Raw genomic sequence first — 24,085 nt, forward strand, 5'->3', positions numbered from 1 at the left:
ACCTTCGACAAAACCTCAATCCGTTGCAGATCGCGTTCGCTCATCGCAATCAATCCCATCCGCAATCTCCCAGGTCACCAAACCCGGGGAGAGTGACATTCCAACTTTGCAGGATCAGGACACTTTAACTTTGCGGCTACAAAAGAAGATCACATAAGATAGATTATGGAACTAACGCATATGCCAGAAAGCATGGATTGTGTGGCAAACCTTGCCTTGGCGTGCTTGACCCGGCCTTTCCAGCCTGCTTAGCGTTCCCGCATCGAAGCACCACTTTCAAGGCCAGATGTGATGAGCGAATTGCGCGTTCTTTCAGATGCTTTTATTCCGGAACTGCCAAACCGCTACAATGGCAAGGTTCGCGAAAACTATGACCTGCCAGATGGCAACCGGATCATTATCGCCACGGATCGGCTCAGCGCCTTCGACGTCATTCTGACGTCGATCCCGAACAAGGGTCACGTTCTGACCCAGACCGCGCGCTACTGGTTCGAGGAAACCGCCGACATTTGCCCGAACCATGTCGTCAGCTATCCGGACCCCAATGTCGTCATCGGCAAGCGGCTCGAGATCCTGCCGGTCGAGGTTGTCGTACGCGGCTATCTCGCTGGCACCACGAGCACCTCGATCCTCACCAAATATCGCAACGGCGAGCGCGAGATGTACGGCATCACCTTGCCGGACGGTATGCGCGACAACGAAAAGCTGCCGCAGCCGATCATCACGCCCACCAGCAAGGCTTTCGATGGCGGTCATGACGAGCCGCTTTCGGCCGAGGAGATTCTTGCTGAAGGGCTGCTGACGCAAGAGCAGCTCGACACGGTCTGGCAATATGCGCTCGCGCTCTTTGCCCGCGGCCAGCAGCGTGCCGCCGAACGCGGCCTGATCCTCGTCGATACCAAGTATGAATTCGGCACCGACGAGAACGGCACGATCATTCTTGCCGACGAGATCCACACGCCCGACAGCAGCCGCTATTGGATCGCCGACAGCTATGACGAAAGCTTTGCGCGCGGCGAACGGCCGAAGAGCTTCGACAAGGATTTCGTGCGCGCCTGGGTCACCGCGCGTTGCGATCCTTACAAGGATCCGATCCCGGAAATCCCGGCGGAACTCATCGCGCAGACCTCGGCCGTCTACATCGAGGCCTTCGAGACAATCACCGGCCAGCGCTTTGTTCCCGATCTGTCCGGCGCGACCGTGCTTGATCGCATACGCTCCAATCTGAAGCCGTATTTTTCCAAATAAATCAGTATATTAGATAAGTTTATTGATCTAATCTTCAGGCGTCGTTCGCCGGAATGTTGACGTCGAATTCGAGCCGCATCAGGTCGTATGCCGGCTCGATATGATCAGGTGTCTCGCCCTGCACGGTGTCGTAGTCGAGCGGCACGTGCATGTGCGTCAGCACGGCCCGCTTGGGCTGAAAGCGCTCGATCCAGCCGAGCGACTGCACCAGCGACAGATGGCTCGGGTGAAACTTGTACTGCAGCGTGTCGATCACCAGGAGATCGAGCCCGCCGAGCTTGGCAATCGTCTCGGCAGGAAAGTCGCTGACGTCGCTGCAATAGGCAAAATCGCCGATACGGAAGCCAAGCGAATGGATGTTGCCGTGAAACTGCATCAGCGGCCGGAACGCGATCGGTCCACCGGCGCCTGATATCACCACGGGCGACAGATCGTCGGGAATGTCGCGCGGCTCGACGATCGGCGGATAACCGCTGCCGGGTGGTGACTCCAGACAGTAGCGGAAGCCTTCGCGAATACGCTCCATCGTATAGGCATCGGCCCAGATAGGTATCCGCCTGCGGTTTTCGATGACGAAGCCCCTGAGGTCGTCGATCCCGTGGAGGTGATCCGCATGGGCATGGGTATAGATGACCGCATCGATGTGGCGGACGTTCGCGGCGACCATCTGCGCGCGGAAATCGGGGCCGGTATCGATGACAACGGTTGTCTTGCCGCCATCGGGCGCCGTCTGCTCGACCAGCAACGCCGCGCGCATGCGGCGATTCCTGGGATTTTCGGGATTGCAGGCGCCCCAGTCACCAGTGATGCGCGGCACGCCGGGAGACGAGCCGCAGCCAAGAATGGTGAAGGTGCGCCGGAACGCCACGTCAGAGCCTCGGCATCTTCGAGAAGACGCGGAACGCATTGTCCGTGGTGATCGTCGCGATCTCCTCGGCGCTGACACCGATCGTCTCGGCAAGCACCGCGGCCGTGTGTGCGACATAGGCCGGCTCGTTGCGCTTGCCGCGGAACGGCTTTGGCGCCAGATAGGGCGCGTCGGTTTCAACGATCATCCGGTCGTGCGGCACCGTCTTGGCGATCTCGCGCAGCTCCTCGGATTTCGGGAAGGTCAGGATACCCGAGAACGAAACGTAGCCGCCGAGCTCGACGCCAATGCGGGCGAGTTCAGGGCCGGACGAGAAACAATGCAGAAGGAAAGGGAAGGCCCCCTTCCCGGTTTCCTCGGTCAGGATCGCCGCCATGTCCTCGTCCGCCGAGCGGCTGTGGATGACGAGCGGCAGCCCGGTTTCGCGTGCGGCGGCAATATGGCGGCGCAGACCCACGGCCTGCGCGTCGCGCGGCGCGTTGTCATAGAAGTAATCGAGACCCGCCTCGCCGATCGCGACCACCTTCGGATGCGCCGAAAGCCGGACGAGATCCTCGGTCGTGATATCAAGCTCCTCGTCCGCATTGTGCGGATGGGTCCCGACGGAACAGAAGACGTTGGGATAAGCCTCGGCGATCGCAAGGATCGTCTCGAACCGCTTCACGCGGGTCGAGATCGTGATCATCTGGGTAACGCCGGCATCGTGTGCGCGCGCGACAATCGCGTCGCGCTCCGCTTCGAAATCCGGAAAATCCAGATGGCAATGGGTATCGATCAGCATGCTCAACGCCTTACTGTGCTTCCGGCGCAACGTAACGCGGGAAGACCGGTTTCGGCGCTTCGAGCGGTGTGCCCGAAACGAGGCGTCCCGCCTCGCCGAGCGCTGCAAAGTCGCGCTTGTCGGCCGGCGCTGCCACCAGATCGAGCAGCTTCGCCGACGATTCCGGCATGAACGGCTGCAGCAGGATGGCGATCTGGCGCACGACTTCGGCCGTCACGTAAAGCACGGTGCCCATGCGTGCCGGATCGGTCTTCTTCAGCGCCCAGGGTTCCTGGCCGGCAAAGTAGCGGTCCGTCTCGGAGACGACGGCGATGATCGCCGCCAGCGCCCGATGGATCATCTGCTTGCCCATCTCGTCGCGGGTGATTTCAAGCAGCGAGTCGGCTGCCGCGAGCATCGCCTTGTCCTCGTCGGTCAGAGCGCCGCAGACGGGGATCTGGCCCTCGCAATTCTTGACGATCATCGACAGCGAGCGGCTCGCCAGGTTGCCGATGCCGTTGGCAAGGTCGGAGTTGATGCGGGTCGCGATCCCCTCCTCGCTGTAGCTTCCGTCCTGGCCGAAGGAGACCTCGCGCAGGAAGAAATAGCGGATCTGGTCGAGGCCGAAATGCTCGACGAGATTGAACGGATCGACGACGTTGCCGAGCGACTTCGACATCTTCTCGCCCTTGTTAAGCAAGAAGCCATGGGCGAAGACGCGCTTGGGTAGCGGCAGGCCCGCCGACATCAGGAAGGCCGGCCAGTAGACCGCGTGGAAGCGGATGATGTCCTTGCCGATGACGTGAATGTTGGCCGGCCAGAACTTGGCGCGCGGTCCCTTGGGATCATCAAGATAGCCGGTTGCCGTGATGTAATTGGTCAGCGCGTCGACCCAGACATACATGACATGCGCCGGATCGTTCGGCACCTTGATGCCCCAGTCGAAGGTGGTGCGCGAAACCGAGAGATCCTTGAGGCCCGATTTCACGAAGGAAATCACTTCGTTGCGGCGCTCGGCCGGACCGATGAAGTCAGGGTTTTCCTCGTAGTGCTTCAGGAGCTTGTCCTGGTATTCGGACAGCTTGAAGAAGTAGCTCTGCTCCTCGACCCACTCGACCGGCGTTCCCTGCGGTCCGTAGCGCACGCCGTCGGCGCGCAGCTCGGTCTCGTTCTCCTGGTAGTAGGCTTCGTCGCGGACCGAGTACCAGCCGGCATAGGAATCCTTATAGAGATCACCCGCCTCGCCCATGCGGATCCAGATGTCCTGCGACGCCTGATGGTGGCGCTCCTCGGTGGTGCGGATGAAGTCGTCGTTGGACGCGTTCAGAACCACCGCCATCTTCTGGAATTCCGCCGAATTGCGGTCCGCCAGTTCCTGCGGCGTCACGCCTTCCTTGCGTGCCGTCTGCTGCATCTTCTGGCCGTGTTCGTCGGTACCGGTCAGGAAGAACACCTCACGCCCGTCCAGACGCTGGTAGCGCGCCATGGCATCCGTCGCGATCAGTTCGTAGGCGTGGCCGATATGCGGCTTGCCGTTGGGGTAGGAAATCGCGGTGGTGATGTAGAAGGGGGACGTGTCTCTCATAGGCGGATTCGATCTATCTTAGATTAAGCTACGCACGCTCTTAGCGCATACGCTTGAAGGAAGAAACATGAGATCCGTGAAAAGCCGGGCTCGCCTATCGTCTCCCCGGCCAGAAAGCCTTGCGTCGTCGTCTCCGGCATCTTAGAACAAAAAGGCAACATACGAGTGGGGGAGAGCCATGCTGGGTGGACTGAGCAGCCAATTTGAAGCCGCCTCCGACGGCTATGCAACCGAGCACGGCATCGAGCGCGATCCCGACTGGTTCGTCCTCAAGATGCAGGAGGAACTGGGCGAACTCACCCAGGTCTGGAACAAGCTCAGCGGCCGCGGTCGGACGCACGGGAAGTCGGAGCTCGACCTGAAAAGCCAGATGGCCGACGAGACCGCCGACCTGCTCGGCCACGTGTTGCTGTTTGCCCACCACCACAAGCTCGACCTCGCCTCTGCAATCGAGCGCAAATGGCGTTTTCAGCCGTCGCTATAGCGTCGCCTTCATATCGTCGAGCAATGACAGGATCGTCTGCTTTCGATCGAGATTGTAGGCGTCGCTGACCGTCAACCGCTCGGCCACGGTCGCCGATAGGCGCGCGAAACGTTCGGCGCGCATGATGTCACCAGCAACAGCCGCCTCGCGGGCTTCGCGCATGATGCGGTCGCTGGCGAGCGCCGTGAAGAAATCGAAGATCGTTTCGCTGTCCCTGCCCGAGAGCGCGTCGGCCAGTTTGTGCATGTCCTTGCGCATTGCCGGACCCTGCCCTGCAAGGATCGCCTCAAACGTCGCGGCGATTTCCAGCCCGCCATAGTTGATGAGTTTCAGCGCCTCGGCAACGCTGCCGCTGGCAGCCGACAAGATCCGCTCGGCATTCTCGCCGGCAAGGTCGAACCCGAGATGCGCCAAGGCCTGACCGAGCGGCCCGGTATCGAGCGGCTTCAGCCGCAAAGGCAGGCAGCGCGAACGGATCGTCGGCAGCAGCTTTCCCGGCGCATGCGTCAGCACCAGGAAGAGCGAACGCCGCGGCGGCTCCTCAAGGATCTTGAGGATGGCGTTGGCGGCGTTGCGGTTGAGGTCGTCGGCCGGGTCGATGATGACGATGCGCCAGTTGCCGGTGCCCGACGTCTGGCTGAAGAACTTGCCGGCACGCCTGACCTCATCGACCGTGATCGCGCCCTTCGCCCTGCCCGTCTTCTCGTCAATCGGCCGGCTGAGATGCAGCAGATTGTGCGAGGCGCCGGAGGCAAGCTGTCTCCCGATCGCGGAGCCCGGATCGGGATCGGACAACGTGTCCGGTGCCTCGGTCGGTTCGGGATGCTTCAGGATGTGGTGCGCAAACCGGAAGGCGAGCGTTGCCTTGCCGATCCCTTCCGGCCCTTCGATCAGGATGGCGTGGTGCCCCTTGCCGGAGCGATAGCTCTGCGCCAGGAAGGCTTCGGCCTGCTCGTGGCCGAACAGCCGATTGTTCTCCACGGGCGCAATCGCGCCGTCCAGCACGCCGGCTCTCTCGACGCTCATGACACGACTTCCGCAGGCGATGTGCCGGTTCCGTCGCCCTGTGGCAGGAGTTCTTCGACGAGCGACAGGACGTCGGCGGCAATCGCGTCGACAGGCTGCGTCGCGTCCACGACCCGGCATCGTTCGGAATCGCGTCTGGCGATGTCGAGAAACGCCTCCCGGCGCTTCTCGTGCGTCTCCAGGTGCTCCTTTTCGAAGCGGTCCGGGTTGTCGTCACCGGCCCGGCGTTGCGCCCGCTCGAGACCGACACTGGCGGGGAGGTCGAAAATAACGGTCCGATCCGGCACCACGCCGTTGATCGCCACGCGTTCGAGGGTCTCGACGAAGCTTGGCTCGAGATTGCCGGTAATGCCCTGATACACGCGCGACGAATCCATGAAACGGTCGCAAAGCACGATCGTGCCCTTGTCGAGTGCCGGCCGGATGACCTCTTCGACATGGTCGCTTCGAGCCGCGGCAAAGAGAATCGCTTCCATTCGTACCCCGAAGGCTTCTGCCGCTCCCGAAAGCAGCACGTGGCGGACCGCTTCGGCGCCGGCGGAGCCGCCCGGCTCGCGCGTCGTCAGCACCGTGTAGCCGCGTGTGCGCAAAGATTCAGCCAGAAGGCGCAGCTGGGTCGATTTGCCGGCACCCTCCCCGCCTTCGAACGTTATGAACAGACCTTTTTTCAGCGACACCATGCTTTCCCGTATCGGCATGCGATTTGGCTCTGTTTAGCCGATTGGTCAGCAGTGCGATACCGTCCGTCGACATTTTGGACGGGGCGGTACCTCGCCGATGCCCTGGCCTTTACCTAAAGCCAGAAGAAAAGCAGCTCCTGCAGGGCGTCGACCGCCCGGCTGGTCAGCGTCCCCTGCCCGACGGCGCTCGCCGTCTTGACGGGAACCTCCCGCAACAGCTTCTCGCCGTTCCACAATTTGACGACGCCGACCTCGGTGCCCGCCGCCACGGGCGCGCGCAAGGGCCACTTATAGACAATGCGCGCTGTCAGCCGCTCGGGATTGTTGACCGGCAACAGCACATCGACAGGACCGCCTGCCACCAGCGCCACATGCGCGGCATCGCCGCCATAGACCGCCGCTTCACCGATGGCTTCAGCGTCCGCGAAAATCCGCTTCTTCTCGAAGGCGGTCATCGCCCAATCGAGAACCTTGCGGCTCTCTTCAATGCGTTCCTTGTCGGTCTGAAGGCCACCCATGGCCAGATAGACGCGGCGGTCGCCGCGCTGCAGCGATGCGGCAAGCGAGAAGCCGAAACCTTCGGCAAAGCCCGTCGCCAGGCCGTCCACGCCGATATTGGCCGAGATCAATGGGTTCTTGTTGCGCTGGAGGATCTTGTTCCACTCGAATTCCGGCTGCGAATAGAGCCGGTAGAGATCCGGATGCGCCTCGTGCAGATGCCGAATGAGCGTGACAAGCTCGCTCATTGTGATCTTGTTGCCCGGATCGGGCAGTCCGGTGGCGTTCTTGAATGTCGCAACCGACATGGCGAGTTCGCGCGCCCGCGCCGTCATGCGCTCGGCAAAGGCGCTTTCGCTGCCGGTCATGCCCTCGGCGAGGATGATGCAGGCGTCATTGGCAAGCTGAACGGCGACGCCTTGCAGCAGGTCGGCGACGCGAATGTTCGACTTCAACGCAGCGAACATGGTCGATGTGCCCGCCGGCGCGCCGCCGGTGCGCCAAGCGTGTTCGGACACGGGAAACGTGGTCTCGGCGGAAACCTCACCCTTGCCGAGCGCTTCGGCAATGACTTCCATGGTCATCAGCTTGGCAAGCGAAGCCGGCGGGATCGGCTCGTTTTCGCCACGCGAGAAAAGCACCGTGCCGGTTTCGGCATCGACGAGCAGGATCTGTTTTGCCTTGGTGTCGAAGGCGGGCGCCGGTGTTTGGGCAAGTGCGGCGCCGGCAATCAGTGTGACGCCCAGAAACACCGCCGAAAGCAACTTCATGCGCATGGGAAACTCCGGTTTCCCCTTGGGCATAGCAGCGTGGTCATTCTGGCACAACGGCGTGCCCCGTTATCGCACAGAAGCGTTTGCCTTCTGGCGTTTCGCGTAGTCGACGATCACCTGCGGCGTCAGCTGCTTGCGGTCGACCATGATCGCTTCGAAGGGCGATTCGGCGTCGCTGACCCGCACTTCGTAGTAGGCGGCCGCATAGCCCATGTTGCCGTTCGGCATGGGAATGTACTCAGGCCGTTCGCGCGGGATCGGTCCGATTTCCGGCAGCATGACGAATTCGTTGAGCGACTGAGGCTGCGCGAACTGCGGAACGGGTGCAGCAAGCGCGGTCACCGGCTCGCTGACATCGAGCGAGGCCTTGGCCGGGACAGTGATGGTGCCGAGGCTCTGATTGCGGAACGGCTCGTTCGAGGCGACCATCACGCCGGTCGCAATCTGCCCTTCGGGCATGACGCTCGGGCCACGTTGGCCCTTCTCGACGTAGGACGCCATCAGGTAAGGCATGTCGTTGCCTTCAAGCGGGGCGCGACCGACATATTGCACCCGCACATTCGCGCTGCCCTTGCGCTTGATGTCGAGCATGTCGGCCGTTTTCGAGGAAACGTCGATGATGCGGCCGTATTCGTAAGGGCCGCGGTCGTTGACGCGCACGATGACCGACGTGCCGTTTTCCATGTTGGTAACGCGTGCATAGCTCGGCAGCGGGAACGTCGGATGTGCGGCTGACAGATGCGCCTTGTCATAGACTTCGCCGTTGGCCGTCAGACGGCCGTGGAAAGCCGAACCGTACCAGGAAGCGACACCGGTCTTGTTGTAGCCGAAATCTTCCTTCGGCTGGTACCACTTGCCCTTGACCTGATAGGCCTTGCCGACCTGGAAGCGTCCGCCGCCCTTGGGGATATTGTTGCCGGTGGCAACGCGCGGGCTCGCCTTCACGCCATAGACGGATTCGGGAAAGTATTCCTTGCTCCGTGCAGTTTTCTTGGCGTTCGAAGTTGATCCGCAGGCTGCGAGTGTCACGCACAGCATCGGGACCGCCGCAAGGCGCAATCCCTTGACCAGATATGCCGCATTTTTACTGGATGTCATCTGTCCCACAACGTCGATCGAATAAGCCGTACTCGAACCTTCCGCTTACCCCCAGCGGAAATCTCGGCGTCCCGAAACGGAACAGTGTTTATTCATGACAGCAACAAGGCGAAAATGCGAACTCATCCACAGGCCGGCGGCGGATTTCGTCTTTTATGGTTTATGAATGGTTACTTGCGCGCCGCGCAGTGGCCACCTGCCCCATGCCTTCTAGAAAATCGTGTCACGACGCATGTTAATTCTTGCAAACAGCTGAGCCTTCGCGCAATAACGCCGTGCCCGGCAAGCGTTTTTGCGCAGCTTCAGGCAAGGACAGGTGGCCGAGTGGTTTAAGGCTCTGGTCTTGAAAACCAGCGTACGGGAAACCGTACCGTGGGTTCGAATCCCACCCTGTCCGCCATTGCCTCCGATCAACCGCCGAGATCCGCTTCGAGCCCTCGATCGTATACAGCTCACCCAACACGCTTGCGATGATAGGTCAGTGCCATGGCAAGGCAGATCGCAAGTTGTGCGGTTGGGACTGTCCTGGCCGGATCGAGCAGGATCGCCCTGTTGCCCTGATAGGCGAATTCGGAGAATTGTACTCGGAACGCCGCAGCCAGCGTCGTGTGGCAGTTGAACAGCACGGCACCCTCGCCCCCTGGCGACTTCGAGATGCCGAGCCTGATCGTGCTGCCGCTGCCGGTCGCTTCGGTAAGATAGGCCGGTTCTCCCCATTTGAGCGTCTCTGTCAGTTCACCGACGCATGGCGTTTCCGCGGCCGTTGAAAAGATCAGTTGCCGTACTGTCAGGAGTTGGGCGCGGGCCGGCTCAGGCCAGCGGGCGAAAGCCTTCGCCACGTCGGCGGGCATGGGCGGCAGGCGCCGCGCACTGCGCATCATGATGCTCTCAGCGGCAGATGAATGTCGGTAAGCAGCTCGGTCGGCCCGACCTCCTCAGGGCTGTTGAGGTAGGCCTCGAACACCGGCGCATCGTCGGGCTCGTGGCCCGACTGCGGCAGCCACACGCCGAGCAGCCAGCGATAGGCATTCTTCATGTCGGCATAGGGGCCGCGATAGCGCAACCTTGCATAGACGCCGCCGCGCAGGATCACCTCTTCGATAGGCAGGTTCCAAGCGATGCCGTCGAGCACAGGCGAGCAGGCGCGCGAGCGCATATCATCAAGTGGTACAAGGTCTGGGTCGTCATAAAAAAGTGCCAACATCCGCTGATCGGCTGCCATGCTGCCCTGCTCTGCAAGCTTGGCGAACAGTTGCCCCATCGCGCGGTCGATCTGCATGTAGCTGCCGGTGTGGGCGACGCTGGCACAGCGAACCGGCGCCAAGGTCTCGATTGACACTGGAAAAAATGCGCCATCTTTCGCCTGCAGAGCAGCCTTGAAGGCCACATGACTACCGCTCAAGCGGTAGTCGGCCGGGCTTTTGCCGTATGTTTCCTTGAAGGCACGCCTGAAGGTGTCGAGCGAACCGTAACCGGCACGGCTTGCGATAGTGGCGACGGCCATATCGGAGTTTGCCAAGCGCTCGGCCGCCCGTGACAGCCGGAGGCGCCGGATCGTCGCAGCGATGGTCTCGCCGCGCATGGCGGTATAGATCCTGTGCCAGTGCCAGGGTGAGAGGCAAGCGACCTTCGCCAGATCATCGAAGCGGATATCGTCCTCGAGATGATCGTAGATGTAGTCGACGACCCGATTGAGACGGGCCTCGTAACCAATGCGCGCTTTCCCAGATTCTGCCTTTGGTGAGCTCATGACCATCCAACCCCCCGTGCGCTGGCACAATGGCATGGATCAAGCCGACAAATCTTGCGAAGTTTCGTGTGCCGACCTTTCTTCAACAATCTGGAGTTACATCTGAGCAGACGCGGCCAGCGCCTCCATCGCTCTCGCCCCGCCGTGCTTTTCCGCGCCTCACAGTTGTCGAAGCTCCGAGATAGGATTAATTTACGCCGGCTGGTGACGCCACCAAGATCCTTTTTGGGGGAGCTGGAAGAACATGCGCGTCAAGGATGTCATGACGTCTGTCGTCCTCAAGCTTTCACCTGACAACAGTGTCAGGCAGGCAGCCCGGATCATGCTCGATCATCACGTCAGCGGTCTCCCTGTCGTCGACGATACAGGCGCGCTCGTCGGCATTCTCAGCGAAGGTGATCTCATCCGACGGACAGAACTCGGCGGTGGCGGGCTGACGGCAGACGCGACGCTTGCTGCGGACGAGCGCGCGCACGCTTACGTGCGGCGCTCTTCGTGGCGCGTCGGCGACGCCATGACGGCCGATCCCGTGACAATTGATGAAGATGCACCGATCGGACGCGTCGCCGCGCTGATGCAGGAACGTGGCATCAAGCGTATCCCTGTGATCAGCAACGGTGTGCTGATCGGGATCGTCAGTCGCGCCGATCTGTTGCAGGCCATCCTGTCTGCAAGGCAAGACGAGACCGCAACCGGCGACGATGCCATCCGGCGCAGCATTCTCATTCGTCTCGGCGAAAACACGGGCCTTGAGGGGCTGGATATCAAGGTCGCAGTGTCCGATGGCGTCGTGCATCTGTGGGGCAATGTCGAGACGGAGGATTGCCGAAAGGCTGCGCGTATCCTTTCTGAAGGGGTGCGCGGTGTCAGAGGCGTGGTTGAGCATTATTCCGAACCCTATCCGCAATAGTTTGGACCGAGATTACGACTGCCACGCGCCTGATCCATGCAGCGTCCGCGGGGCTTTGAATTGCCGCGAGTGATCCCCGTTGTTGCCGATCAAGGAGCGGCGTTCACCAGCGCCGGGCAACAGCAGCGGCATTGCAAACGCAAGAATCTGCTTCGGGGAGCACGCCAGTAAGCCGGCACAAATTCAGCAAATGTCTTATCGATCGGGAGGTTCAGATGGTTACGCCTGAAACAGCATCGGTGAACGAGACAGCATCCGCATCTTCAGCATCGCAGTTGTCCGCAAACGAGCTTCGACTGCTGGATGCCTACTGGCGCGCGTCGAACTACCTGTCCGTGGGGCAGATCTATCTGCTCGACAACCCGTTGCTGCGCCAACCGCTGAAGCGCGAGCACATCAAGCCACGTCTGCTCGGCCATTGGGGAACGTCGCCGGGCCTCAACATGCTCTATGTGCATCTCAACCGCGTCATCAAGCGCGACGATCTCAACATGATCTACGTGATTGGCCCAGGGCACGGCGGCCCGTCACTGGTCGCACATGCGTATCTTGAGGGGACATACAGCGAGTTCTACCCGAACATCGGCGAGGACGCCGAGGGCATGCAGAAGCTGTTCAAGCAGTTCAGCTTCCCCGGCGGCATTCCGAGCCACGTGGCGCCGGAAACGCCCGGCAGCATCCACGAAGGTGGCGAACTGGGCTATGCGCTGAGCCACGCCTACGGCGCCGCCTTCGACAATCCGGATCTGATCGTTGCCTGTGTCGTCGGCGACGGCGAGGCCGAGACCGGGCCGCTTGCGACCAGCTGGCAGAGCAACAAGTTCCTGAACCCGGCGCGTGATGGCTGCGTGCTGCCGATCCTGCACCTGAACGGCTACAAGATCGCCAATCCCTGCTTCCTCGCCCGCATTCCACACGACGAACTGAAGAAGTTCTTCGAGGGGATGGGCTACAAGCCCTATTTCGTCGAGGGCCACGATCCGGCAAGCGTCCACCAGCAACTGGCCGGCACGCTCGACACCGCGATGGCTGAGATCCGCTCGATCTGGGACGATGCCCGCGTCAGAGGCAATCTGAAACGCCCCGCCTGGCCGATGATCATCTTCCGCACGCCCAAGGGCTGGACCTGCCCGAAGGAAATCGACGGCAAGAAATGCGAGGACTACTGGCGGGCGCACCAGGTGCCGATGGGCGAGATGGACAAGCCCGAGCACATCCGCATCCTCGAGCAATGGATGAAGAGCTATCGCCCCGAGGAGCTTTTCAGCGATCAGGGCCGGCTGAAGCCGGAGATCGCAGCGCTGGCCCCATCCGGGCATCGGCGCATGAGCGACAATCCGCACGCAAACGGCGGCCTGCTGTTACGTGATTTGAAGATGCCGGCTTTCCGGGACTATGCCGTAGACGTCCCCCAACCCGGGGCGACAACCGTCGAGGCGGCCCGCGTCATGGGCACGTTCTTGCGGGACGTGATGAAGTCCAACATGGACGCCAGGAATTTCCGTCTCTTCAGCCCGGATGAAAACAATTCGAACCGCTGGCAGGACGTGCTCGAAGTCACCGATCGCTGCTACATGGCCGAGATCTACCCGGAGGACGATCACCTTTCGCCCGACGGTCGTATCATGGAGGTCCTGAGCGAGCACCAGTGCCAGGGCTGGCTTGAGGGATACTTGCTCACCGGCCGCCACGGCTTCTTTTCCTGCTACGAAGCCTTCATCCACATCATTGATTCCATGTTCAACCAGCATGCCAAGTGGCTGAAGATCTGCAACGAGATCCCCTGGCGCAGGCCGATCGGATCTCTGAACTACTTCTTGAGTTCGCATGTATGGCGCCAGGACCACAACGGCTTCAGCCACCAGGATCCGGGCTTCATCGACCACGTCGTCAACAAGAAGGCGGACGTCATCCGGGTATACCTGCCGCCGGATGCCAATACGCTGCTGTCGGTGACCGACCACTGCCTGCGCAGCCGCAACTACGTCAACGTCGTCGTTGCCGGGAAACAGCCAAGCCCGCAGTGGTTGACCATGGAACAGGCGGTGCGCCATTGCAGCATGGGCGTCAGCATCTGGGACTGGGCGAGCAACGATGCCAACAGCGAACCGGACGTGGTCATGGCCTGCTGTGGCGACGTTCCGACGTTGGAAACGCTCGCCGCCGTGCAGCTGCTGCGCGAACACCTGCCCGAGGTCAAGGTCAGGGTCGTGAACGTCGTCAACCTGATGAAGCTGCAGCCGGAGGAAGAGCACCCGCACGGCCTGTCCGACCGGGATTTCGACGGGATCTTTACGAGGGACAAGCCGATCATCTTCGCCTTCCATGGCTATCCGTGGCTGATCCATCGCCTGACTTACCGGCGCACCAATCACGGCAACCTGCATGTCCGCGGCTACAAGGAAGAAGGCACGACAACGACGCCGTTCGACATGGTGGTGCTCAACGAGCTCGACCGCTTCCATCTCGCCGGGGACGCCATCGACCGTCTGCCGCAGCTCGGCGCGCGGGCTGCCTATTTCAAGCAGGCGATCCAGGCCAAGCTGATTGAGCATCGGGAATACATCGAGAAGCACGGCGACGACATGCCCTCGATCAGCGGTTGGAAATGGGGCGTTCAAGGTGCGCAGCAAGCGAAAGCAGCGACATCGACGGAGGGTGACAATGTGTAGTCGCGAAGGGCTGACTGGCCTGCGTTGAGCCCTGATCATACCGAGAGGCACCCGGTGCCGGGCGGCTCTCAACCTGCTGTGAATGTTTCCCTTGTTAGCGCGGTTGGCCGACCATGCCGGAAATGTTGTCGACACATCCCGAAGTGAACCGGATGCCGACCGAGCAGGATCTCGCTCGGCTTCAGTTCACGACCCTTCTCTACGATCTGCACTGCACCAACCCGGACAATGGGCTGGTGCGCGACAAGACGCTGGATGACGCGCCTTCGAGCATTGCGGCGGTCGGCATGGCGCTTGCGGCGATCCCGGTGCTCGTCGAGCGCGGTATTATTATTCGCAAGTTCGCTGCGAAGATTGCGCGGCGGCGGCTGAAGTTTCTGTTCGAATGTCCGCAGGGACCGGAACCGGATGCCTCCGGCTACAAGGGCTTCTTCTATCATTTCCTCGATATCGAAACCGGCCGTCGCGTCTGGGATTGCGAATTATCCACGATCGACTCGGCGTTTCTCTTTGCAGGCGCGCTGACGGTCGCGGCTTATTTCGATCGACAGTCTGCAGAGGAAGCAGAAATACGTCAGCTGGCCCACGCGCTCTACGAGCGGGCAGACTGGAACTGGGCCTGCGACCATGAGCTCACGCTCACCCATGGCTGGCGGCCAGAGAACGGCTTCATCCCCTACCGTTGGCGCGGCTACGACGAGGGCCTGCTTCTCTATATTCTCGGGCTCGGGTCTCCCACCCATCCGCTGCCGCCGGCATCCTACACCGCCTACACCGAAAGCTACGATTGGCGGAACATCTACGGCCGGGAGCTGCTCTATTCAGGTCCCCTGTTCACCCATCAGCTCTCGCACATGTGGATCGATTTTCGCGGCATCCGCGATGAATTCATGCGCGAACATGACAGCGATTATTTCCTCAACAGTCGCCACGCCACCTACGTCCAGCAGGAATACGCGATCCGCAATCCGATGAACTTCAAAGGCTACGGCGCGCATTGCTGGGGCTTTACCGCGAGTGACGGTCCCGGCTGGATCAAGCGGAACGTCGAGGGAACCGAGCGAGAATTCTTCGACTACATTGCTCGTGGGGCGCCCTTCGGGCCGGACGACGGCACGGTCGCGCCCTGGGTGGTGGTGGCCTCCCTGCCCTTCGCGCCGGAGATCGTCATTCCGACCATCTGGAACTGTGCCCGGATGGGTCTCGGAATGACCCGTCTCTACGGCTTCAAGCCATCCTTCAATCAGAGCTTTGCGGTGGAAGGCAGCGACACGGGATGGTGGGTCAGCCCCTATCATTTCGGCATCGATCAAGGCCCGGTCGTGCTGATGGTCGAAAATTACCGCACAGGCCTTTTGTGGAACATCATGCGCCGATGCCAACCGATCGTGACCGGGCTTCGCCGCGCGGGTTTTTCGGGCGGGTGGCTCTGAGAGGAAATCGACGTCGTTCAAACCGTTTCAGGCGGGCGCTATGGAACAGCCGCAAACTCCGCTCAGGGTTACCGCCGCTCGCTTCCTGCGCACGGTCAGGATTTTCGGGGCATCCGAGGTCGGGCTGAAGGCGAAGCTGCTGTTCGGCGGCCTGATAGCATTGTTGATCGGGCTCAATGCCCTCAATGTCGTCAACAATTACGTCGGCCGAAACTTCATGACCGCGATTGCGGAACGCCAGATGGACGAGTTCGTCCGGCAGGCGATCTATTACGTCGCGGTTTTCGCCACCCTGACGGTTGTCGGCGTCTATGCGCGTTTCGTCGAAGAGCGCCTGGCACTGCTGTGGCGCGAATTCCTGACCCGACGCATCGTCGATCTCTACCTGCAGGACGAGACCTATTACCGCCTCGACGTTGCCGGCAAGTTGACGCATCCGGACCAGCGGATCTCCGAGGATGTGCGGGCTTTCACGGTAACTACGCTGTCGTTTGTGATCATGCTGTTCAGCAGCACGCTCACCGTGGTGAGCTTCTCCGGTGTGTTGTGGTCGATAAGCCCGCTGCTGTTCGGTGTGGCCGTTCTCTATGCGGCCTGCGGCTCCTACATGACCTTCGTTGTGGGGCGGCCGCTGATCACCTTGAACTACAACCGGCTCGACAATGAAGCGAGTTTCCGGTCGGGCCTCATCCATATCAGGGAAAACGCCGAATCCATCATGCTGGCGCACGGCGAAGGGCGTCAGCGACAACGACTGCACCAGAGGCTGGACGCGTTGATCACCAATATTCGGGCGATTATCAGCGTCAACCGTAATCTGGGTTTCTTTACGGGCGGTTACAACTGGATGATCCAGCTGGTCCCGGATCTGATCATTGCGCCGGCCTTCATCAGAGGTGAGATCGAGTTTGGTGTCGTCACCCAATCCGGTGCCGCGTTCGCAATGCTGGTGGGTGGGTTCTCGTTGATCGTCAGGCAGTTCAATTCGATCTCGAATTTCGCCGCCGTGGTCTCGCGGCTGAGTTCGCTGCATGAAGAGGTCGCAAGATCGCGCGTGACGGAAACACACATCGAGCGCGTCGAGCGGGACGGCCCTGTGACCTTCGTCGGTCTGACCCTGCTGTCGTCGACAGAAGACGAACCGCCGCTTCTCAGCGATCTTTCCGTCTCGATCCCGGTGGCCGCACAGGTGCTGGTGACCGGGTCGAGCCCCGCTCCGGGTCTCGCCCTGTTCCGTGCGATGGCGCACATACCGACGCCAGGCACTGGCCGCATCGAATATCCCGCCGGCACTCTGTTTCTGCCGCAGCGCCCCTATCTGCCGGCCGGTGCGCTTCGGCAACTGCTGATCGGTCCGGACCGGGAGGACGAGATAACCGACCCCATCATGGTTGGCCTGTTGCACGCGATTGGGCTTGAGCGACTGGTGGGTTATGCAGGCGCGCTCGACGTTGAGCGCGACTGGGAGAAGGACCTCTCCTTGCGCGAACAGCAACTCTTGGCGCTTACGAGCATCCTCCTCATGTCGCCCCGCTTCGTCATTTTCGACCGTGCCGAAATGACACTAGGCCCCGACATGCTGGAAAAGGTCATGAACCTGCTCGCGGAGCGATCGATCGGCTGCGTACAGATCGGGCGGTCAGAGGGACGGCGCGACAACTACCAGGCCATCATCGAATACGAAGATGACGGGCGCTGGACATGGCGCGCGAACCATTCGTAGCCGCCCTCAGGCCAACGCCAAGGGGACGGCGGACCACCCACCCTATTGGTCAATTCTACGCGGAGGTGATCGTATTACCGCGGGGCAACGATACCCTGGTAATAATCGCCATCACCACCGACGACACGCGGTGGACCACCGGCGGTTTGCGAACAGGCGGCCAACGTGGCGAGCGTGAGCAGCAATACGATCGTTCTCATGAAGTCGGTCCCCTTCTGGCCCGCAGCCCGGCTATGTCCTTGAGACAAGAACGAATCTGTAGCGGAGCCAGTACAAAAACAAGTAGTGAAATGGTGGTATAACAAAATGTCTGATCGTTGAAGGTGCAAATTGTGCGACCACGCGACGCGGTCTTTGCTGCCCGTCGCGGTTGCGTCCGTGGCTCTGTCACGGTCTTGGCGCGCGTCGCAGCTTTTCTGTTAGGCCGACTGCCGCTTGTGCGCCTGCTCGCGCTCCCGCCAGTACTGCAGCCGCAGCCTCGGGGCCATTAGCCAGGCAACAAACGGCGTAATGGTGAAGCAGGCGACCACCACGACCGGGATGGCATATTTCGCATTGTCGGCGAGAATGGGGATCGACAGAACGGTCACGATGCCGATCCCGAACAGGATGGCGTTGACCATCAGGCCGACCATGATGGCGAGTTGCAGGCGGACGGACATTTCGACCTCCCGGAGCGTCGAGGCGGTACGCGGACCCCAAGCGTTCATTTCCGGGGCCGATTGTAGCAGAGCGTCCGCTTTCGCGAAATGGTGGAGCGCGGAGCGATCCTGCCCCTGTTGCCGGCGCAAATATGCCCTATGCTTTCCGGCGAGCGAGGCGCAGGCCTGCCGCCGCAACCGCGGTCGCGCAAAGCCTGTCCAGCCGCTCCCGCCTGAAGGAGACCGCATGACGAGCCCATACGAAACGCTCGGCGTCAGCCGCGATGCGACGCAGAAAGACATTCAAAGCGCCTATCGCAAGCTTGCCAAGAAATTGCATCCGGATCTCAATCCGGGCGACAAGGGGGCGGAAGACCGCTTCAAGGCCGTTTCGGCCGCCTATGCTTTGCTCGGTGATGAGGAAAAACGAGGAAAGTACGATCGCGGCGAGATCGACGAGACGGGTGCGGAAACTCCACCCCGCCAGTACTACCGGGATTACGCATCCTCCGGGAATACGGCCGGACGCTACGAGAGTGCGCATGGCTTCTCCGACTTCGCCGACAACGACGATATCTTCTCGAACTTCTTCTCGCGCCGAACAGGTGGTGGTCAGCAACGCAAGCGTGGCACAGACATGCATTTTTCCATGGAGATTGGTTTCCTCGACGCGGCCAACGGCACCAAGACGCAGATCAACCTTCCGGGAGGTGGTCCAGCGCTCGACCTGACGATTCCACCCGGTACCCGCGACGGCCAGACATTGAGGCTGCGCGGCAAGGACGAAGCCGGTTTCAAGGGGGCGCCTCCGGGCGATGCGCTGATCGACATTCGCGTGCGCCCCCATCCGCTGTTTTCGGCCGATGGCGACGACGTGCGTTACGAGGTTCCGATTTCGCTCAGCGAAGCCGTGCTTGGTGGCAAGATCCGGGTTCCAACGATCGATGGTGCAGTCAACGTGACACTCGCGCCGCACACCAATTCGGGCAAGACGCTGCGGTTGAAGGGCAAGGGACTGCGCAAGTCGGGTGGTGGCCAAGGCGACGCCTATGTCAGCCTGAAGATCGTGCTGCCGCAGACGGCCGATCCGGCACTGTCAGCCTTCGTCGAGAGGTGGGAGGCCGGCAAGACCGAAGACCCGCGTAAAGGCTTGGGAGGGAACGCATGAACGACCGAGAATTTTGCGAACACCTCGAAATCGAGGTCAAGGTCCTGCGCATCTGGGTCGAACAATGCTGGTTGATGCCTGAGGAGGCGGCGACCGGCTGGTCTTTCGAAGAGGCGGACCTCGCCCGTGCCCGGCTGATCCAGGATCTGACCGGGCCGATGGGCGTCAATGACGACGGCGTCGATGTCGCCATGGAACTGCTCGACCAGATCCACGGCCTTCGCGGCCGGCTTTCCGCGCTGATGAGCGCCATCCGCGCGCAGGAGCCGGAGGTTCAGAGGCTGATCCTGTCGCGCGTCGACGAGCTGTAGACGTCAGGTTCCCCGAGCAGGCCGATCGTTTCCGCGACGAGCAACGTATCGACGAACTCCTCGATTGCGGCGACCCGACCGTCGCGGAACGTGAATTTGTCGATGATGTGGGTCTGAATTTCGGTTTTCGAAGGCCTGAAAACGATGGGTCCCGCGCGATGCGCCACCACGGTGTCGCCGTCGACGTAGATGCCGACCGTCTCCAGCCTGTTGAGGTCCCAGGCGTCTATGAGGTCCTGGAAGGTGCCGCGCACCGTTTCCTGCGTGTTGACGGCGAGTGCCAGTGGGCCCAGCCGACCGCTGCCGACGATCTGAAAAGTGAAGTCCTGTGCGAGCAATTTCATGATCGCATCGAGGTCGTTGGCGTTGCGCGCGAGATAGAGGTCTCGCACCGTCTGTTCCAGTGCAATTCGCTCGGCCATTGGAAGCCTCCCTTTCTTCTATCTAGGCGAGTGTGATCGTAGTTTAGAGATATTGCAAGTATAGACAAAGATCTCGAATGATCCGTTCGAAGCCGCACGCGGCGCGGAAACGTTAGAAATTTCCTAAAATGCGACTACCCATTTTCACGCGCCTTAAAGTTGAGCTGAGCAATAAGAAGGGATTGACAACGGTAGGGCAGAAGAGACGTGACGCAGGTGGTCACCGTATCCGCGACGACAGCGGCTTATGCAGCGGAAGCGCTGAAGCCGTCGGCGCGTGTGCGTGGCGACGGTCCGACCGACGAAGCGATCACATTGCTGTCGACCAAGCGCGCCGAACAGCCCGCACTGACGCCGGCCGCCGTCCCGAAAATGAAGGGCGCCCTGCCCCTGTCTTTCATGTTGATGAGCGCTGATGGTCGCCTGCCGGAGCGGTCCGAGGCAGAAGCCTTGCGTCGCTATCTCGAGTTCATGCGGGACGGCGACGAGGCTCCGCGAGAGCAGGAAGAAGAAAACCGGCAGGAAGAGCCTGCCGGTGAGGAAGACGAAAGCGACGCCGCCTGAGGCGGCAGCCGTCGCGCTCTCCGATCAATGATGGCTGTGGCCGCCGGTGGCTTCGCCGCCCTTGGCCGAGCCGACCGGTAGCGTCGCATCGACCTTGCCTGCCTTTTCGAACACGAGCGTTACCGGCACCGCATCACCTTCCTTGAAGGGCGTCTTCACGTCCATGAACATAAGGTGCAGCCCGCCGGCCTTAAGTTCGACTGTTTCCCCGGCCGGCAGGGCCACGCCGTCATCGAGCTTGCGCATCCGCATGACGTCGTTTTCCATCTTCATTTCGTGAATTTCGACGCGTGCCGCAACCGGGCTTTCGACGGCAATGAGCCGGTCCTCGCCCTGCCCGCCATTCCTGATGGTCAGGAAGCCGCCGCCGACTTTGGCGCCGGGCAGCATCGCCTTGACGGAACCGGCGCTGATTTCGAGATCGCCGACCTTCGCCGAACCGTCAGCCGCCATATGGCCGCCGTGGCCGGCATGGGCATCCGCCGAATCGGCCATCGTTACCGTCACCGTCGGTGCCGGGCTCTTCAGGTCGTGTGCATTCTGGCCCTCAGCGGCAACCTCGTCCCAGACGACCTTGCCGTCGGTGCCGCAAAGCTGGGTCGTCGGGAACGCCAGAACGGTTTCCTTGTCAAAGCCGGACAGTTTGCCGCGAACGACGAAGGTGTCGTAGTAGTCGTCGGAGAGATTGCCGCCCTTCCAACGGACTTCGATCGCCCCGGACGAAACCTTTTCGCCGTGATTGTCGTAGGTCTTCTGGTAGTCGCCCTTGATCACTTCAAGCTCCCAGCCGGGCTTGGGCTGCGGCTTGGCGAAGACGAAGCCTTCCGGCAGCTTGATCTGCACTTCCGTCGTCGGCTTGCCGTCGCAGCCGTGAGGCACCTGCAGAACCGCCTTGAAGTTGGTTTCGGCGGGCGCCGTGTCGGTTTCGAACGTCGCGTGGGCATGGGCCATGCCGGTTGCGGCAAGGGTAAGGCCGAGCGAAAGGGAAGCAATCCTGGTTTTGGTCATGTCGTAATCTCCTGACCCCTGTCCGGGCATAGCCCGGTTCCGGTGGCCTTGCCGCCCTCAGGCGGCGCATTGATGTGAAATGCGAAAGCGGGAGGTTACGAAAGCGACGGTGGCCCGCGCGAAGGCGGCAGCAGGCGCAGAGGCTGCAGATCGGCGCCGCTTTTTTGCAGCGCTGACGAAGCCGGCCACTCGCCGATTTCGGCGCGAACGCTTTCCACTGTCGGTGTCGGCAGGAGGATCGAAGCCGAGAGGCGGCAGGCTTCGCAGACAGGGGCCATGGCTTGGCTCTTGTCATGGTCGACGCCGCCCATGCCGAAGCAGATTTCCGAAACGGTGCCATCGGGCAGTTGATAGGCGGCGATCTCGGCCGGCGACAGGGCCTTGGCGCTGAGCGGCTTGTGGGCAACGGCGAGGAACGCGAGCGCAAACACGGCGATCAGCCGCACTGCAATCCCGAGTTTTCCGTTCCGCCTTGCCATCGTCGCCCTCAATCAGCGTCCTGGGTTACCTCAAGCGCGAAGCAATGCAAAGACACAATTGCCTCATTGCTGTCGCGTGCGTCTTTTGGTCATGCGACAAAAATGTGTTTCAGGGCGACACCGCCCTCTTGCCAAGCTCCCGCCTTCGCCGTTATCTGGAGACGATCTTGTTGGGAGAAGCCGGCTCAAACCGGTGCCGAAGGAGCAACCGCCCCGGAAACTCTCAGGCCAAAGGACCAGCAAGGTGCCGGTAGGACTCTGGAGAGAAGCGTTTTTACGCTCGCCGAAGGGATAACAATCTCAGGCAAAGGGACAGAGGGGGCTCGAATCGACGGCGATTGACGCCGGAAGTGTGAGCCGGCGCGGGAGCGCCAGACCTGGAGGCCGGATTTGGAACAGAATCCCCATTTGAAGCATACGCCGCTGCATACGCTGCACCTTTCCCTGGGCGCACGCATGGTGCCCTTTGCCGGTTACGACATGCCGGTGCAGTACCCCGATGGCGTGATGAAGGAGCACCAGCACACGCGTGTGGCGGCCGGCCTCTTCGACGTTTCGCACATGGGCCAGGTCATCGTCCGGCCGAAGTCCGGGAAGATCGAAGACGCCGCACTTGCGCTTGAAAAGCTGGTGCCGGTCGATGTGCTCGGGCTTGGCGAGGGGCGGCAGCGCTATGCAATCTTCACCAATGCCGAAGGCGGCATCCTCGACGATCTGATGATTGCCAACCGCGGCGATCACCTGTTCCTGGTCGTCAACGCTGCCTGCAAGGATGCGGATTTCGAGCACCTGAAAAAGGGTCTCGCCGACACCTGCGAAGTAACCATGCTCGACGACCGCGCGCTGATTGCGCTGCAGGGCCCGCATGCCGAAGCCGTCCTTGGCGAATTGTGGGCCGATGTTTCGGCCATGCGCTTCATGGACGTCGCCGAAGCCGATCTGCATGATGTCGCCTGCATCATTTCCCGTTCCGGCTATACCGGCGAAGACGGTTTCGAAATCTCCATTCCCGTCGCATCCGCCGTGGATGTCACGCAGCGGCTGCTCGAACATCCCGATGTCAAGCCGATCGGCCTTGGCGCGCGCGATTCGCTGCGCCTGGAAGCGGGCCTTTGTCTCTATGGCAACGATATCGACACCACCACCACGCCGGTCGAGGGCGCCATCGAATGGGCGATGCAGAAGGCCCGGCGGGCCGGTGGCGCCCGTGCGGGCGGCTTCCCCGGTGCCGATCGCATCCTCGGCCAGCTTGCCGACGGCGCCTCGCGCCGACGCGTCGGTCTGAAGCCCGAGGGACGCGCGCCTGTGCGTGGCGGCGTCAACCTTTTTGCGGATGCCGAGGGCAAGATCCCTGCTGGCCAGGTGACGTCGGGCGGCTTTGGTCCCTCCGTCGATGGTCCTGTCGCCATGGGCTATGTCGATGCCGGATACACGGAAAACGGCACCACCCTCTTTGCGGAAGTGCGCGGCAAGTACCTGCCGGTAGCGGTCGCCGCCCTGCCCTTTGTCAAACAAACCTACAAACGCTGATCAGGAGAGAGCGCAAATGTTGAAGTTCACCGACGAACACGAGTGGCTGAAGGTCGAAGCAGGCGTCGCAACGGTTGGCATTACCGAACATGCGGCCGGCCAGCTTGGCGACCTCGTCTTCGTGGAACTGCCGGAAACCGGCTCCACCTTCGCCAAGGGCGATACGGCTGCCACCGTCGAATCCGTTAAGGCTGCTTCCGACGTCTATTGTCCACTTGACGGCGAAATCGTCGAAGTCAACCAGGCGATCGTCGACGACCCGTCGCTGGTCAACAGCGACCCGCAGGGCGCTGCCTGGTTCTTCAAGCTGAAACTCGCCGATCCGAACGCAGCCGACGCCCTTCTCGACGAAGCGGCCTACAAGGAGCTCGTCGCCTGATGAGCATGCCCAAGGATTTCACCTTTACCGACTACAAGCCGTATGACTTCGCCAACCGGCGTCATATCGGCCCGT

Annotated in this window: 25 protein-coding genes, 1 tRNA gene and 1 riboswitch; of the genes, 12 read left to right on the forward strand and 14 right to left on the reverse strand. The window is 61.4% G+C overall.

From position 1 onward, the window contains the following. Positions 1-300: 300 nt before the first annotated feature. On the forward strand, positions 301-1,248 hold the full coding sequence (locus VGO04_RS19015; protein WP_327497553.1) for a phosphoribosylaminoimidazolesuccinocarboxamide synthase: 948 nt from the start codon (positions 301-303) through the stop codon (positions 1,246-1,248). 34 nt (positions 1,249-1,282) lie between these two features. Here the strand turns inward: VGO04_RS19015 and VGO04_RS19020 are convergent, their stop codons facing one another. The 3 genes from VGO04_RS19020 to metG are packed head-to-tail and all read right to left on the reverse strand — an operon-like array spanning position 1,283 to position 4,461. Next, the gene (locus VGO04_RS19020) at positions 1,283-2,116 is read right to left on the reverse strand and encodes an MBL fold metallo-hydrolase (protein ID WP_327497532.1); all 834 of its coding nucleotides are present in this window, start codon (positions 2,114-2,116) and stop codon (positions 1,283-1,285) included. Position 2,117: 1 nt separating this feature from the next. Further along, complete coding sequence (locus VGO04_RS19025) at positions 2,118-2,897, reverse strand: TatD family hydrolase (RefSeq protein WP_327497533.1); 780 nt, start codon at positions 2,895-2,897, stop codon at positions 2,118-2,120. A gap of 10 nt (positions 2,898-2,907) precedes the next feature. Then, positions 2,908-4,461: a methionine--tRNA ligase gene (metG, locus tag VGO04_RS19030; RefSeq protein WP_327497534.1), complete on the reverse strand. Its 1,554-nt coding sequence runs from the start codon at positions 4,459-4,461 to the stop codon at positions 2,908-2,910. 178 nt (positions 4,462-4,639) lie between these two features. On the opposite strand from metG, the gene VGO04_RS19035 reads away from it, so the two are divergent. Beyond that, complete coding sequence (locus tag VGO04_RS19035; RefSeq protein WP_327497535.1) at positions 4,640-4,945, forward strand: pyrophosphatase; 306 nt, start codon at positions 4,640-4,642, stop codon at positions 4,943-4,945. Here the strand turns inward: VGO04_RS19035 and VGO04_RS19040 are convergent. From VGO04_RS19040 to VGO04_RS19055, 4 genes are all read right to left on the reverse strand, one after another. Next, positions 4,940-5,971: a DNA polymerase III subunit delta' gene (locus VGO04_RS19040; protein WP_327497536.1), complete on the reverse strand. Its 1,032-nt coding sequence runs from the start codon at positions 5,969-5,971 to the stop codon at positions 4,940-4,942. The genes VGO04_RS19035 and VGO04_RS19040 overlap by 6 nt on opposite strands. Beyond that, positions 5,968-6,648: a dTMP kinase gene (tmk, locus tag VGO04_RS19045; protein ID WP_414650570.1), complete on the reverse strand. Its 681-nt coding sequence runs from the start codon at positions 6,646-6,648 to the stop codon at positions 5,968-5,970. The genes VGO04_RS19040 and tmk overlap by 4 nt, the downstream gene beginning before the upstream one ends. A 116-nt stretch (positions 6,649-6,764) precedes the next feature. After that, on the reverse strand, positions 6,765-7,925 hold the full coding sequence (locus VGO04_RS19050) for a D-alanyl-D-alanine carboxypeptidase family protein (protein ID WP_327497537.1): 1,161 nt from the start codon (positions 7,923-7,925) through the stop codon (positions 6,765-6,767). A 63-nt stretch (positions 7,926-7,988) separates the two neighbouring features. Further along, positions 7,989-9,020 (reverse strand): septal ring lytic transglycosylase RlpA family protein, encoded by a 1,032-nt coding sequence (locus VGO04_RS19055; protein ID WP_327497538.1) that lies wholly within the window; start codon positions 9,018-9,020, stop codon positions 7,989-7,991. A 310-nt stretch (positions 9,021-9,330) separates the two neighbouring features. Between VGO04_RS19055 and VGO04_RS19060 the strand changes: the two genes are divergently transcribed. Beyond that, positions 9,331-9,420: transfer RNA gene (locus tag VGO04_RS19060), tRNA-Ser, on the forward strand. 52 nt (positions 9,421-9,472) lie between these two features. Here VGO04_RS19060 and VGO04_RS19065 read toward each other — a convergent pair. Both VGO04_RS19065 and VGO04_RS19070 read right to left on the reverse strand, forming a co-directional pair. Beyond that, the gene (locus VGO04_RS19065; RefSeq protein ID WP_327497539.1) at positions 9,473-9,901 is read right to left on the reverse strand and encodes a DUF1801 domain-containing protein; all 429 of its coding nucleotides are present in this window, start codon (positions 9,899-9,901) and stop codon (positions 9,473-9,475) included. Continuing rightward, a complete protein-coding gene (locus VGO04_RS19070; RefSeq protein WP_327497540.1) occupies positions 9,898-10,770 on the reverse strand; it encodes an AraC family transcriptional regulator in 873 nt (290 codons plus the stop codon). Before VGO04_RS19070 ends, VGO04_RS19065 begins: the two co-directional genes overlap by 4 nt. Positions 10,771-11,014: 244 nt before the next feature. Between VGO04_RS19070 and VGO04_RS19075 the strand changes: the two genes are divergently transcribed. The 4 genes from VGO04_RS19075 to VGO04_RS19090 all read left to right on the forward strand — a co-directional run bounded on the left by VGO04_RS19075 (position 11,015) and on the right by VGO04_RS19090 (position 17,508). Continuing rightward, entirely contained in the window at positions 11,015-11,680 is a 666-nt protein-coding gene (locus VGO04_RS19075) for a CBS domain-containing protein (protein ID WP_327497541.1), read from the forward strand. A gap of 215 nt (positions 11,681-11,895) precedes the next feature. After that, on the forward strand, positions 11,896-14,352 hold the full coding sequence (locus tag VGO04_RS19080; protein ID WP_327497542.1) for a phosphoketolase family protein: 2,457 nt from the start codon (positions 11,896-11,898) through the stop codon (positions 14,350-14,352). A gap of 113 nt (positions 14,353-14,465) precedes the next feature. Then, positions 14,466-15,785: a glucoamylase family protein gene (locus tag VGO04_RS19085; protein ID WP_327497543.1), complete on the forward strand. Its 1,320-nt coding sequence runs from the start codon at positions 14,466-14,468 to the stop codon at positions 15,783-15,785. Between the two features lie 40 nt (positions 15,786-15,825). After that, positions 15,826-17,508 (forward strand): ABC transporter ATP-binding protein/permease, encoded by a 1,683-nt coding sequence (locus VGO04_RS19090; protein ID WP_327497544.1) that lies wholly within the window; start codon positions 15,826-15,828, stop codon positions 17,506-17,508. A gap of 74 nt (positions 17,509-17,582) precedes the next feature. Here VGO04_RS19090 and VGO04_RS19095 read toward each other — a convergent pair whose 3' ends face one another. Then, positions 17,583-17,708: a hypothetical protein gene (locus VGO04_RS19095; protein ID WP_256364280.1), complete on the reverse strand. Its 126-nt coding sequence runs from the start codon at positions 17,706-17,708 to the stop codon at positions 17,583-17,585. A gap of 219 nt (positions 17,709-17,927) precedes the next feature. After that, a complete protein-coding gene (locus VGO04_RS19100; RefSeq protein ID WP_327497545.1) occupies positions 17,928-18,170 on the reverse strand; it encodes a hypothetical protein in 243 nt (80 codons plus the stop codon). Between the two features lie 226 nt (positions 18,171-18,396). Between VGO04_RS19100 and VGO04_RS19105 the strand changes: the two genes are divergently transcribed. Together VGO04_RS19105 and VGO04_RS19110 are read left to right on the forward strand one after the other, a co-directional pair. Next, positions 18,397-19,317, forward strand: coding sequence for a J domain-containing protein (locus VGO04_RS19105; RefSeq protein ID WP_327497546.1), 921 nt, complete (start codon positions 18,397-18,399; stop codon positions 19,315-19,317). Further along, a complete protein-coding gene (locus tag VGO04_RS19110; protein WP_327497547.1) occupies positions 19,314-19,628 on the forward strand; it encodes a chaperone modulator CbpM in 315 nt (104 codons plus the stop codon). The genes VGO04_RS19105 and VGO04_RS19110 overlap by 4 nt, the downstream gene beginning before the upstream one ends. Here VGO04_RS19110 and VGO04_RS19115 read toward each other — a convergent pair. After that, positions 19,592-20,050 carry a nuclear transport factor 2 family protein gene (locus VGO04_RS19115; RefSeq protein ID WP_327497548.1) on the reverse strand — a complete coding sequence of 153 codons (459 nt, stop codon included), beginning with the start codon at positions 20,048-20,050 and terminating at the stop codon, positions 19,592-19,594. The genes VGO04_RS19110 and VGO04_RS19115 overlap by 37 nt on opposite strands. A gap of 207 nt (positions 20,051-20,257) precedes the next feature. Here VGO04_RS19115 and VGO04_RS19120 point away from each other — a divergent pair, with 207 nt between their 5' ends. After that, a complete protein-coding gene (locus VGO04_RS19120) occupies positions 20,258-20,614 on the forward strand; it encodes a hypothetical protein (RefSeq protein WP_327497549.1) in 357 nt (118 codons plus the stop codon). 24 nt (positions 20,615-20,638) lie between these two features. Here the strand turns inward: VGO04_RS19120 and VGO04_RS19125 are convergent, their stop codons facing one another. Next, on the reverse strand, positions 20,639-21,622 hold the full coding sequence (locus VGO04_RS19125; RefSeq protein WP_327497550.1) for a DUF1775 domain-containing protein: 984 nt from the start codon (positions 21,620-21,622) through the stop codon (positions 20,639-20,641). A gap of 95 nt (positions 21,623-21,717) precedes the next feature. After that, positions 21,718-22,101 carry a hypothetical protein gene (locus tag VGO04_RS19130; protein WP_327497551.1) on the reverse strand — a complete coding sequence of 128 codons (384 nt, stop codon included), beginning with the start codon at positions 22,099-22,101 and terminating at the stop codon, positions 21,718-21,720. A 161-nt stretch (positions 22,102-22,262) separates the two neighbouring features. Continuing rightward, positions 22,263-22,350: riboswitch (glycine riboswitch) on the forward strand. 141 nt (positions 22,351-22,491) lie between these two features. Here VGO04_RS19130 and gcvT point away from each other — a divergent pair. Both gcvT and gcvH read left to right on the forward strand, forming a co-directional pair. Then, complete coding sequence (gene gcvT / locus VGO04_RS19135; protein ID WP_327497552.1) at positions 22,492-23,631, forward strand: glycine cleavage system aminomethyltransferase GcvT; 1,140 nt, start codon at positions 22,492-22,494, stop codon at positions 23,629-23,631. Positions 23,632-23,647: 16 nt separating this feature from the next. Beyond that, positions 23,648-24,010 (forward strand): glycine cleavage system protein GcvH, encoded by a 363-nt coding sequence (gene gcvH / locus VGO04_RS19140; protein ID WP_025427112.1) that lies wholly within the window; start codon positions 23,648-23,650, stop codon positions 24,008-24,010. Positions 24,011-24,085 lie beyond the last annotated feature (75 nt).

This window comes from Ensifer sp. (assembly GCF_035999185.1).
Classification (GTDB): domain Bacteria; phylum Pseudomonadota; class Alphaproteobacteria; order Rhizobiales; family Rhizobiaceae; genus Ensifer.

Excerpts from the sequence above, each read along its gene's own strand:
- VGO04_RS19115 (WP_327497548.1), bottom strand. The coding sequence starts at position 20,050 with ATGGCCGAGCGAATTGCACTGGAACAGACGGTGCGAGACCTCTATCTC.
- VGO04_RS19130 (WP_327497551.1), bottom strand. The coding sequence starts at position 22,101 with ATGGCAAGGCGGAACGGAAAACTCGGGATTGCAGTGCGGCTGATCGCC.
- VGO04_RS19100 (WP_327497545.1), bottom strand. The coding sequence starts at position 18,170 with ATGTCCGTCCGCCTGCAACTCGCCATCATGGTCGGCCTGATGGTCAAC.
- VGO04_RS19055 (WP_327497538.1), bottom strand. The coding sequence starts at position 9,020 with ATGACATCCAGTAAAAATGCGGCATATCTGGTCAAGGGATTGCGCCTT.
- VGO04_RS19065 (WP_327497539.1), bottom strand. The coding sequence starts at position 9,901 with ATGATGCGCAGTGCGCGGCGCCTGCCGCCCATGCCCGCCGACGTGGCG.
- VGO04_RS19085 (WP_327497543.1), top strand. The coding sequence starts at position 14,466 with ATGCCGGAAATGTTGTCGACACATCCCGAAGTGAACCGGATGCCGACC.
- VGO04_RS19040 (WP_327497536.1), bottom strand. The coding sequence starts at position 5,971 with ATGAGCGTCGAGAGAGCCGGCGTGCTGGACGGCGCGATTGCGCCCGTG.
- VGO04_RS19110 (WP_327497547.1), top strand. The coding sequence starts at position 19,314 with ATGAACGACCGAGAATTTTGCGAACACCTCGAAATCGAGGTCAAGGTC.
- VGO04_RS19125 (WP_327497550.1), bottom strand. The coding sequence starts at position 21,622 with ATGACCAAAACCAGGATTGCTTCCCTTTCGCTCGGCCTTACCCTTGCC.
- VGO04_RS19105 (WP_327497546.1), top strand. The coding sequence starts at position 18,397 with ATGACGAGCCCATACGAAACGCTCGGCGTCAGCCGCGATGCGACGCAG.
- VGO04_RS19035 (WP_327497535.1), top strand. The coding sequence starts at position 4,640 with ATGCTGGGTGGACTGAGCAGCCAATTTGAAGCCGCCTCCGACGGCTAT.
- VGO04_RS19050 (WP_327497537.1), bottom strand. The coding sequence starts at position 7,925 with ATGCGCATGAAGTTGCTTTCGGCGGTGTTTCTGGGCGTCACACTGATT.
- metG (WP_327497534.1), bottom strand. The coding sequence starts at position 4,461 with ATGAGAGACACGTCCCCCTTCTACATCACCACCGCGATTTCCTACCCC.
- VGO04_RS19090 (WP_327497544.1), top strand. The coding sequence starts at position 15,826 with ATGGAACAGCCGCAAACTCCGCTCAGGGTTACCGCCGCTCGCTTCCTG.
- VGO04_RS19095 (WP_256364280.1), bottom strand. The coding sequence starts at position 17,708 with ATGAGAACGATCGTATTGCTGCTCACGCTCGCCACGTTGGCCGCCTGT.
- VGO04_RS19025 (WP_327497533.1), bottom strand. The coding sequence starts at position 2,897 with ATGCTGATCGATACCCATTGCCATCTGGATTTTCCGGATTTCGAAGCG.
- VGO04_RS19070 (WP_327497540.1), bottom strand. The coding sequence starts at position 10,770 with ATGAGCTCACCAAAGGCAGAATCTGGGAAAGCGCGCATTGGTTACGAG.
- VGO04_RS19075 (WP_327497541.1), top strand. The coding sequence starts at position 11,015 with ATGCGCGTCAAGGATGTCATGACGTCTGTCGTCCTCAAGCTTTCACCT.
- VGO04_RS19080 (WP_327497542.1), top strand. The coding sequence starts at position 11,896 with ATGGTTACGCCTGAAACAGCATCGGTGAACGAGACAGCATCCGCATCT.
- gcvH (WP_025427112.1), top strand. The coding sequence starts at position 23,648 with ATGTTGAAGTTCACCGACGAACACGAGTGGCTGAAGGTCGAAGCAGGC.